This is a genomic window from Wolbachia endosymbiont of Pentalonia nigronervosa (assembly GCF_014534705.1).
In the GTDB taxonomy this organism is placed as follows: domain Bacteria; phylum Pseudomonadota; class Alphaproteobacteria; order Rickettsiales; family Anaplasmataceae; genus Wolbachia.
The window spans coordinates 25,676-36,303 of the sequence record NZ_JACVWV010000003.1; the positions used below are offsets into that span (position 1 = coordinate 25,676).

A 10,628-nucleotide genomic window follows, 5' to 3' on the forward strand; every position below is an offset into this window, starting at 1 on the left:
CAATTCTTGTGAGCATTGACAAATAATAATTTTTTCTGCATAAAGTTATAATGTCTTATTTTATATAGAATGTTCCTTGGAGATATTAACATATGATAAACTCTATACAAGAACCTAATGAGTTAAGAAAACGGTTACAAGGGCTTTATCGTACTGATGAAAAAAGCTATGTACGTTACCTTGTAGAGAAGTCAGAACTTTCAGTTGATTCACAAAGTAGGATTTACAATATTGCAAAGCAAATTATTGAAAAAATCAAACATAAAAAGTTGGATCTTATAGACTCCTTTCTACAACAATACAAACTTTCAAACGATGAAGGAATAGCACTGATGTGTCTTGCTGAGTCGTTACTACGAATACCAGATGATCATACAATAGATGAGTTAATCAAAGATAAAATTGCTAATAAAGGATGGGGGCAATACCTAGGAACTTCTCCTTCATTGTTTGTTAATGCTTCTACTTGGAGTTTGATGGTAGGCAGTAGCATATTGAAAGATAATGAAAGAGATTCAAAATTTTATCATGCAATTTCTAAGTTGCTCAAAAATTTAGGTGAGCCGATAATCCGCAAGGCAGTAAAGCAAGCAATGTCTGTGCTTGGTAAACACTTTGTTGTTGGAGAAACCATAGAAGAAGCATTGGAGCAAGGGAATTTAAACGAAAATAGTAATTTTTTATACTCATTTGATATGCTGGGTGAAGCCGCACATACAGCTGAAGATGCAGAAGAGTATTTTAATTCATACATGTATTCGATAAAAGCAATAGGTGAATCCTCTGAAGTAAGCGATTGCTTTAAAGCACATGGAATTTCTATAAAATTGTCTGCTTTACATCCACGTTACGAATTTAGTCAATTCGATCTTATGATGAAAGAAATGTACGCTAAGACGTTGGAGCTTTGCCGTGAAGCGAAAAAATATAATATTTCTCTATGTATAGATGCAGAAGAAGCAGAAAGGCTTGAGATGTCTTTGGTGCTATTTGAACAGTTGCGTCTTGATGAATCACTTTCTCAGTGGGAAGGGTTGGGTTTGGCTGTACAAGCATATCAAAAACGCGCTCTATCTGTCCTCGACTTTGTTGAAGATGTTGCTATCCGGTCAAAACATAAAATTATGGTGAGACTTGTAAAAGGTGCATATTGGGATTCAGAAATTAAACATGCACAAGAGTTAGGACTAAATGGTTACCCGGTATTTACAAGAAAAGTCTATACTGATGTGTCTTATTTTGCATGTGCACAAAAACTTTTAAGTAAAGTAAATCTCTTCTATCCATGCTTTGCAACTCACAATGCCTACACTTTTGCTACCATCATGGAACTTGCTGATAAAAATCATCCTGGATTTGAATTTCAATGTTTATATGGAATGGATAAGGGGTTATATGACTATGCAATGTCAGAACTTGTGACAAATGTTAGTTGCCGTATCTACGCACCAGTTGGTAGACATAGTGGTCTATTGCCATACCTCATTAGACGCCTTCTTGAAAATGGGGCCAATAGTTCATTCATTAATCAAATAAATGATCCAAACGTTAAAATTGATGAGTTAATTGAAGATCCATTAGAAAAGGCTAAAAACTTAAGTTATGAACCTCATCCAGGCATTCCGCTACCAAAAGATATTTTGCAACCAGAAAGACAAAATTCTTTAGGTCTGGATGTCAGCGATTCAATCACAGTTTCACAACTTGCTAACAATATAAAGGGTCTCAGTGACAAAAAATGGCAAGTTGGACCGTTAATAAATGGACAGTTGATTTTTGATGACAATCAATCTAGTGAAATAGTCAATCCAGCACAACTAGAACATATAGCAGGGAAAGTGTCAAACGCAACGAGCGACCAGGCTTTAAATGCCCTTGAAGTAGCACATAGCGCGTTTTTTGAATGGAAAAATACTCCAGCAGAAGAGCGTGCAAAATTTCTTGAAAAAGCTGCAGACTTATTAGAAGAAAGAACACAAGAATTAATCTATACCCTCATTGTTGAGGCGGGAAAAATTTTGTCCGATGCCGTAGCAGAAGTGAGAGAAGCTGTTGATTTTCTGCGTTATTATGCAATGATAGCAAAAAACGAATTGAGTGATTGGAAAAAATTGCCAGGGCCAACCGGTGAAGATAATGTCATTTTTTTCGAAGGCAGAGGAGTTTTCTTATGCATATCACCGTGGAATTTTCCATTGGCTATTTTTATTGGACAAGTCTCAGCTGCACTTGCAGCAGGCAATACCGTACTCGCTAAACCAGCAGAGCAAACACCTATTATTGCTTACCAAGCTGTTAAAATACTACACGAAGCTGGAATACCAGAAAGTGTACTGCATCTTATTCCAGGAGATGGTGGATATTTAGGTAAAACTTTAGTGCCAGATAATAGAATTGCTGGTATAGCTTTTACTGGATCAACGCAAACTGCTCAAATAATTAACAGAATGCTTGCAAACAGAGATGGTCCTATTGTGCCGCTTATTGCTGAAACTGGTGGATTAAATGCTATGATCGTTGATAGTTCTGCTCTTTTAGAGCAAGTTACTGCAGATGTTTTACTCTCTGCATTTCGCAGTAGTGGACAACGTTGTTCTGCTCTTAGAGTGTTATTTATCCAAGATGATATAGCAGAAAAGCAGATAAAAATGATATGCGCTGCAGCGCAAGAATTAAAAATTGGTGATCCAATGCAACTTAGCACTGATGTTGGCCCAATCATTGATAAAGCATCTATGGATATGTTGATTGAACATACAGAAAAAATGTCAGAGGATCAAAATTCACATCTTTTATCCAAAGTGTGTATTGATGCGGATTCCCATAATGGCTATTTTTTTCCTCCATACATTTATGAAATACAAAAAATTTCGCAATTAACACAAGAAGTTTTTGGCCCTATTTTGCATATTATACGTTTTGATAAGTCAAAATTAAATGAAGTAATTGATGATATAAATAACACAGGTTATGGGCTTACGTTTTCTCTACAAAGCCGTATACAAAATCAAATTGATTTAATAAGCAAGAAAATATCGGTTGGCAATATATATATCAATCGCAATCAGATAGGTGCAGCAGTTGGTATACAACCTTTCGGCGGTAGAGGATTATCCGGTACTGGACCAAAAGCTGGTGGACCTCATTATTTACAACGTTTTTCTGCAGAAAAAGTTTTGACTATTAATACCACAGCCTTTGGTGGAAATACTAAGCTTGCATGCTTATAACTCTGTTTGCAGATTCAAAGGCAAAGAAAATGCTGCTCTTTGCAGTGAAAGGAAAATTTTCTGATGCAAAAGTTTTCTGTGTATATACAATAGAATTATTGCACATATAAGGTAAAAGCTTTGAGTAAAATTCTCGCAGTAGTTAACCAAAAAGGAGGAGTAGGAAAAACTACAACCAGTGTAAATTTATCAACAGCCTTTGCTGCGGTAAATAAAAACACCTTATTAATAGACCTTGATCCTCAAGGAAATGCAAGTACTGGACTTGGTTTCTCATATAAAAGTCGTACGAAAAATATATATAATGTACTTATAGACAATGAATCTATATCATCTTCTATTCTCAATACAGAAGTACCAAATTTATCATTGATTACATCAATAGTTGATCTATCTGCAGCAGAGGTTGAACTCATACACTTTGAAAAAAGGGAGTTTATACTAAAGAACGCACTTATGGAAATCAAGGAAAAATATGAATATATAGTGATCGATTGCCCACCCTCACTTGGCTTGCTTACTATTAATGCGTTAACTGCCGCTGACTCTATTATCATTCCTCTGCAATGCGAATTTTTTGCTCTCGAAGGCCTAAGTCATCTAATAAAAACCGTGGAACTGATAAAGAAATATTTAAACCCTTCTCTAACAATAGAGGGAATAGTGTTAACTATGTATGATAAACGCAATAAGCTTAGTGAGCAGGTTAAAATTGAGATTTGCAACTATTTAGGTGATAAGGTATATGAAACCATTATTCCACGTAATGTCAGGTTATCAGAAGCTCCTTCTTATGGGAAACCAGCGATCATATACGACCTGAAATGCTCAGGTGCACAGGCATACGTATATCTAGCAAAAGAGATTTTAGAAAAGCAGGCTAGTGATTGCAAGGCAGAATTGGCAAGTGAAGGCGTGCAGTATGAAGAATGATCAGCGACTAGGACGAGGTCTGTCAGGATTAATAGCGGGCAACTCTTTTAGCAAAATAGATGAGCAACAAGAATCTTTGCCTGTTTCACTGCTGCATCCAGGTAAATTTCAACCAAGAAAACATTTTGATGAAGAATCGTTAAAAGAGCTTGCAAATTCAATAGAAAAAAGTGGGATTATACAGCCCATTGTGGTACGTAAAGATGCAAATGATGGTGGCTATGAAATAATCGCTGGGGAACGCCGTTGGCGAGCGAGCAAGATTGCAAAGTTGAATAGTGTACCTGTTGTTATCAGAGATCTGGATGATAAACAATGCCTAGAGATAGCCATTATCGAAAACATACAGAGGCAAGATATTAATCCGATTGAGGAAGGAGAAGCATACAAAAAGTTAATAGACGAGTTTTCCTATACACATGAAGAATTAGCTTCAGTTATAGGTAAGAGCCGCAGTCACATCACTAATATGATCAGAATGCTATCACTTTCCGATAGTATAAAAAAAATGATCAATGAGAAAAAAATATCTATGGGACACGCAAGAGCACTCATTAATGTTGAAAATGCAGAAGATATCGCAGAGAGAATAGTTTCTCGTGGCTTGAGTGTCAGACAAACTGAAAATTTGATCAAGGATTCACATAAACAAAAAAAAGAAAATCAGCAGCATAAAAATAATGATATTACGGCAATAGAAGATACTATATCTTTACAGCTTGGATTAAATGTAAAAATTTGTGATAACAATTCTAAGGGAACAGTCGTGATAAAATATAATAATCTTACAGAACTGGAGCTAATAGTGAAAACCCTAGGTAAGAAAATTGACGTGCATGTGTAACTTGCTTTTATTAAAACAATAAGTTATTTTATTATACAATTGATGCAATCTACAGTGATTTATATTACTATCTACATATTGTTATTTTGTATGAGTGCAATGTTATACTACATAATATCTAAAAAAAGTGATACGTATGATAAAATTATAGCGTTTAGCAATTTTTCAACACAAGTTGTATTGTTTATAGTGGCAATGTCAGTAGTTACTAATAGTTTCTTTTTAATTGACATGGCATTATTATATGCCGGTACTAGCTATATATTAACCGTAGCATTAATGAGATTGATGTTATCCAATAAATTATGATAGGAACTATCTTTATAGCCTTGGGTGTCTTTTTTATAGTTGTTGCGAATATAGGAATATTTAGGTTTCCCAGCTTTTACACAAGGCTACATGCAGCTGGTATAGCAGATTCAAGTGGAGTAATGTTATTGTTGATAGGCTTTGCCTTGCAGAATGAATTTTCGTTAAATACTATTAAAATTTTATTACTTATTCTAACAATATGGATTGCCAACTCAACTAATAGCTATGTTTTAGCACGCATATATTATAAAAATGAAAAAGGAAATGGACTCCTTCTGAAATCTGTTGATGACGAAAAATCTTTAAAGAAGCGGAACACTCAAAAGAGTACAAGCCAAAAAAAATCGCCGTCAGGACACAAAAAGTCTAATAATAAAGGAGACTTGAATGCTTGAAGCAACATTACTTTTTTTATTGCTAATGGTTACTATTTGTATAGTTTTTTCAAGAAATTTAGTTACAAGTGCTATTTTAATGTGTGCATTTAGTTCACTTATTGCACTTATATATTTAGTTATGAATGCACCTGATGTCGCAATTACTGAAGCTTCTGTTGGTGCAGGATTGAGCACAGTTTTTATGTTTGCAGCTCTTTCATTGATCAAAAACCATCAAACAAACTCACCTCATAGCCCGGTAATGCTCACTTTAATGTTATTTTTAGCAATATGTTTATCATATTTCATGTGTGAGTTACCAAGTTTTGGTGATCCTGATGCTCCAATTCATCAACATATTGCTCCATATTATATGGAAACCACAGAAAAAGCTATTGATATACCCAACGTAGTAACGGCTATTTTAGCAAGTTTCCGTGGTTATGATACATTTGGAGAAACTATAGTAGTATTTACTGCAGCGCTTTGTATCAGCTTAATATTGAAGGAAGAAAGTAGATCTCTAAAATCGCCATCAGAAACAGATCTAATGATTAAAGATCCAGTATTAAATGTTATAGCATTTCTAATGGTACCTATCATGATTTTGTTTGGTTTATACATACAATTTCATGGTGATTACACTCCAGGTGGTGGATTTCAGGCTGGAATAATTATCGCTTCTGGAATAATATTGTATTCAATGTTATTTGGTGTATCTGCTACTCTAAAGGCGATACCCTACTCTATAATTAAGTTCACTAACGCGCTAGGTATTTTGATTTATGGTGGCACAGGTATTATAACAATTTTACTTGGTAAAAATTTCTTATCTTATGATGTATTGTTAGCCAATAGTGTTGCTGGTCAAAAATTAGGTATTTTTTTAGTAGAATTAGGTGTAGCATTTACTGTCTTCTCCTCTATGTTAATCATATATGTAAATTTTGTTGGAAAAAAAAATGATTACTTTATATAATAATACAATTATTATTATGTTAATGATATTAGGTCTATACATTATTATACATGATAAAAATTTAATAAAAAAAATGATGGGAGTTAGTATTTTTCAAGCATCTGTTTTATTGTTTTACATATCTCTGGGATATATAACAAGCTCATTGCCTCCCATATTAACTGAAAATTATCATTTATACAGTAACCCTATACCTCATGTTCTGATGCTCACTGCTATAGTGGTTGGGATAGTAACATTTTCAGTTGGATTATCTATAGCAGTAAAAATAGAAGAAAAATATGGAGCAATTGATATGAATTCTAGTATGTAAATTAACAGTATTTTAAATTATATGAAGTAAAAAGTAGCAAAAATTTGATTAATGTAGGTTTATTTGCTAATAAAAAATAAAATTTTCAACTATAAAGGTAATGATGTCAATTATTAATGATACGCAAGACGAGAAGAAAATTATTCGGGATCTCGTAACAAAAAGCATGAAAAAAGGTGGTGTTATCACTTTTGATGATCTAAATGATATACTTTCAGAGGAAAATTTTTCATCTGATTTTATAGATAGTACAATATCTTTACTGCAACAAGACTTTGGAATCAGTGTACTTGAAAGTAATGAAGACGAAGAATCCACTAAAGTTATTGATAACACTCTCGATAACGATGATACATCCGATGATGACGATACATCATCAGATGTTATTACAACTTTGGTAGAAAATGACGATCCAGTGAGGATCTACTTGCGAGATATGAGCGCTGTGAAGCTTTTATCAAGGGGAGATGAAATCAAGATAGCAAAAAAAATTGAATCTGAAAAGCATAACATGTTGCATGCAATTATCGAAGCACCATTAGCATTGAAGACAATAAAAACATGGCGCGATGATCTAAGTAGCGGTAATCTTTCGTTGCGAGAGATTATAGACTTGGATGCCATTTACAATTCTGACTTTAACGTGATACCCAAAGAAGATGCTGAAGATAATGAATACAGCAGCAATAATACAGATGAAGTTGATCAAGACGATGATCAAGATGGAAGTGATGAAGATGACATAAGTTCAACAAATATAAATGTCTCTATCCTTGAAATGGAAAACGATCTTCTGCCAAAGGTTATAGTTGCACTGGATGACATAATTGCTTTAATAAGCAATGCATCAACAATGCAGCAAAATTCTCAAGACAAACAAAAATACGATGATTTATACAGCCAAGCATGGTCTATAGCATTACAAATTAAGTTAAGCGACACTGCCGTTGCTAAAATTATGCAGGAACTTTATGATATCAGTAAACATATCACACTTGAAGAAGCTAATATTATCTCCCAAGCTAAAAAATACGATATTGGCAGAGAAGATTTTTATAAAATTTATGATGATATACTCTTAAAGCACAGGTTCGATGTTTCACAACTCCTTCACAAAAAATTTTCTCTTACAGGTGAATTAAACAACAAATTCACAAAGTTTATAGATAATGCTTTTGAACACGTATCTAACGCTTTGAACAATATTACACAACACGTAGGAGAAAATTACATACAAGAGTTTAAAGCACTGATTAAAAGAATACGAAAACACGAGCGGGAAGTAAATGAAGCAAAACAAGAAATGATCAAAGCAAATCTTAGATTGGTAGTTTCTATTGCTAAGAAATATTCAAACAGGGGACTAGCACTGCTCGATTTAATACAGGAAGGAAATATTGGTCTTATGAAAGCTGTAGATAAATTTGACTACAAGCGCGGATATAAATTTTCAACTTATGGAACTTGGTGGGTAAGACAGTCAATAACCAGAGCTATACCTGAACAATCTAAAGTAGTGAGAATACCAGTTCATATGGTAGAAATTATTAGCAAGATCAACAGAGCCTTGAGAAAAATGTCTCATGAGATGGGAAGAGAGCCTACACTAGAGGAATTAAGTACAGAACTTACAATGCCAATAGAAAGAATACGCAAGGTTATGAAAATAGCGAGAGATCCAGTGAGCCTTGAAGCTCCAACAGGAAAAGACGACAGTAGTACTTTTGGTGATTGTATAGAAGATAAAAGAGTCTCTAAGCCAGAGGATGCTGCAATACTTGCTGACTTGCGTGGTATTACAACTAACGTTCTTGCAACCCTAACGCCAAAGGAAGAGAGAATTTTAAGAATGCGCTTTGGTTTAGGTAAAGATGGCAAGGAACACACCTTAGAAGAAGTTGGAAGAATTTTTAATGTAACACGTGAAAGGATTAGGCAAATAGAGGCAAAAGCTCTACGCAAATTAAGGCACCCAAGTCGTGCTAGAAAATTGCGGGGGTTCTTTTAGTTGATAAAATAAAAAATGCACTAGGCCATCTAATGGGTGGTCTAACAGCACAAATTAGACCTCTTTCGAAACTCAATTTCTGGTAGCAATTTTGTTTCTCCTCAAATACATCCTGCGGTGCATTTCTCCTCTTACCATAAATCGATTTCGAAAGAGAGGTTTATTCTAAATTTAATTTTTCTTAATAAAAGTATTGTAATTTTAGTATAATACTTTTATTAGAGGGAGAATTATGCAGAACGGAGACTGGAAAACAATATTAAATACCATTAATAATGAAATCAACTTTGCTCAAATTTTTAATCAAACTGAAAATAATATTATTGATATAATAAAATCAAAATTAAGAAAAAACCATCCAGATACATACAATAAGTGGCAGATAAGTGATTTTGATGTCAATTACTTATTTTCATTTCAAGAGCAGCACATATATAATAAATGCACATTATTACATATTTCCGCTTATTATGGCCTAGAGAACATAGTAAATGCTCTATTAAAATTAGAAAAAATAGACGTTCATACTACCAATAAATATAGGGTTACTCCCTTACATTGGGCTGCTATAAGCGGCAATGCAGGTGTAGTAAGAGCTCTGTTAGAAAACAGAGCAAATATTGATGCTATAGATCAAGCTGAAGCAACTCCTTTACATTGGGCTGTTAAAGATGGCTATATAAGCACAACAAAGGTTCTACTAGAAAACGGTGCAAATCCTTTGTTGAAGGATAAGTATAATCATATTCCAAGAAACTTAACCAGAAATGATTATATAGAACAGCTTTTGAAAAGAGCAGAAAAGAGACGACTTTTTAAACCGAGAATGATAGGTATTACTGTTGCTTGTTCAACCGCAGCACTTGGCAGTGCAATAGTAGCATGGCTTATGATCAGAAGAAACATTGCCATTAAGAGAGTACCTATAACGCTAGCCCTTACTATAATTGCAATAGTAGCACTAGTAGCTGGTAACATTGCATATAGAACATTTAAACCTAGCACTAAAGTAAACGTAATACAAACAGTGAGAAGACGTAACTCAGAAGCAATTTCTGCAGTATGAGTTTTATGATTATGTACTAATTTAACTTTTTTTAATAAAGATATTATAATTTTAGTATATATGTTAACTTAGAGGGAATTATGCATGATAGAGAATGGAAAGAAATATTAAATGGAATAAATTTTCAAGGTCTCAGCTGTGAAAATGTCATTGATAGAATAAAAGAAAGATTATTAGCGTCAGAGCATCAAGATGCACATAATGCATACAGACAATGGGAGAGAAACAGTTTTGATGTCAATTATTTGTTTCCACTTCAAAATGAACATATAGACGGTGAGTGTACATTATTACATCTTGCTGCTAGTTATGGTCTAAAAGACGTAGTAAAGGCTCTATTAAAAATTGGTGCAGAGATTAATGCTAAAGATCAAGATGATGCAACTCCTTTACATTGGGCTGCCATAAGTGGCAATGCAGATGTAGTGGCATCTTTATTAAAAAATGGCGCAGACCCTTCATTAAAAAATAAAGATGGCAAAACTCCAATAAAATTAGCTCAGGATAATAATATAAAGCAGCTTTTACGGATGGCAAAAAAAAGACAATTTTTTAAACCAACAACA

At 33.9% G+C, this 10,628-nt stretch carries 10 protein-coding genes; all 10 read left to right on the forward strand.

Annotation, left to right across the window (positions count from 1 at the left end; all coding sequences use genetic code 11):
* Positions 1-92: 92 nt before the first annotated feature.
* On the forward strand, positions 93-3,230 hold the full coding sequence (gene putA / locus IC220_RS00815) for a bifunctional proline dehydrogenase/L-glutamate gamma-semialdehyde dehydrogenase PutA (RefSeq protein ID WP_188152714.1): 3,138 nt from the start codon (positions 93-95) through the stop codon (positions 3,228-3,230).
* A gap of 120 nt (positions 3,231-3,350) precedes the next feature.
* A complete protein-coding gene (locus IC220_RS00820) occupies positions 3,351-4,163 on the forward strand; it encodes a ParA family protein (RefSeq protein ID WP_188152715.1) in 813 nt (270 codons plus the stop codon).
* Positions 4,153-5,007 (forward strand): ParB/RepB/Spo0J family partition protein, encoded by an 855-nt coding sequence (locus IC220_RS00825; RefSeq protein ID WP_188152716.1) that lies wholly within the window; start codon positions 4,153-4,155, stop codon positions 5,005-5,007. Before IC220_RS00820 ends, IC220_RS00825 begins: the two co-directional genes overlap by 11 nt.
* 99 nt (positions 5,008-5,106) lie before the next feature.
* Complete coding sequence (locus tag IC220_RS00830; RefSeq protein ID WP_223158719.1) at positions 5,107-5,316, forward strand: monovalent cation/H+ antiporter complex subunit F; 210 nt, start codon at positions 5,107-5,109, stop codon at positions 5,314-5,316.
* Positions 5,313-5,714 carry a monovalent cation/H(+) antiporter subunit G gene (gene mnhG / locus IC220_RS00835; RefSeq protein WP_188152717.1) on the forward strand — a complete coding sequence of 134 codons (402 nt, stop codon included), beginning with the start codon at positions 5,313-5,315 and terminating at the stop codon, positions 5,712-5,714. Before IC220_RS00830 ends, mnhG begins: the two co-directional genes overlap by 4 nt.
* A complete protein-coding gene (locus tag IC220_RS00840) occupies positions 5,707-6,675 on the forward strand; it encodes a DUF4040 domain-containing protein (protein ID WP_188152718.1) in 969 nt (322 codons plus the stop codon). Before mnhG ends, IC220_RS00840 begins: the two co-directional genes overlap by 8 nt.
* Complete coding sequence (locus IC220_RS00845; protein WP_188152746.1) at positions 6,662-6,988, forward strand: cation:proton antiporter subunit C; 327 nt, start codon at positions 6,662-6,664, stop codon at positions 6,986-6,988. Before IC220_RS00840 ends, IC220_RS00845 begins: the two co-directional genes overlap by 14 nt.
* A 103-nt stretch (positions 6,989-7,091) precedes the next feature.
* Positions 7,092-8,996 (forward strand): RNA polymerase sigma factor RpoD, encoded by a 1,905-nt coding sequence (gene rpoD, locus IC220_RS00850; protein ID WP_188152719.1) that lies wholly within the window; start codon positions 7,092-7,094, stop codon positions 8,994-8,996.
* A 232-nt stretch (positions 8,997-9,228) separates the two neighbouring features.
* Entirely contained in the window at positions 9,229-10,062 is an 834-nt protein-coding gene (locus tag IC220_RS00855; protein ID WP_188152720.1) for an ankyrin repeat domain-containing protein, read from the forward strand.
* A gap of 80 nt (positions 10,063-10,142) precedes the next feature.
* A partial coding sequence (locus tag IC220_RS00860; RefSeq protein ID WP_188152721.1) for an ankyrin repeat domain-containing protein occupies positions 10,143-10,628 on the forward strand: 486 nt, incomplete at its 3' end.

Bases quoted from the DNA above. Each gene is read 5' to 3' on its own strand.
- putA (WP_188152714.1), top strand. From the start codon at position 93: ATGATAAACTCTATACAAGAACCTAATGAGTTAAGAAAACGGTTACAA.
- mnhG (WP_188152717.1), top strand. From the start codon at position 5,313: ATGATAGGAACTATCTTTATAGCCTTGGGTGTCTTTTTTATAGTTGTT.
- IC220_RS00855 (WP_188152720.1), top strand. From the start codon at position 9,229: ATGCAGAACGGAGACTGGAAAACAATATTAAATACCATTAATAATGAA.
- IC220_RS00840 (WP_188152718.1), top strand. From the start codon at position 5,707: ATGCTTGAAGCAACATTACTTTTTTTATTGCTAATGGTTACTATTTGT.
- IC220_RS00830 (WP_223158719.1), top strand. From the start codon at position 5,107: ATGTTATACTACATAATATCTAAAAAAAGTGATACGTATGATAAAATT.
- rpoD (WP_188152719.1), top strand. From the start codon at position 7,092: ATGTCAATTATTAATGATACGCAAGACGAGAAGAAAATTATTCGGGAT.
- IC220_RS00825 (WP_188152716.1), top strand. From the start codon at position 4,153: ATGAAGAATGATCAGCGACTAGGACGAGGTCTGTCAGGATTAATAGCG.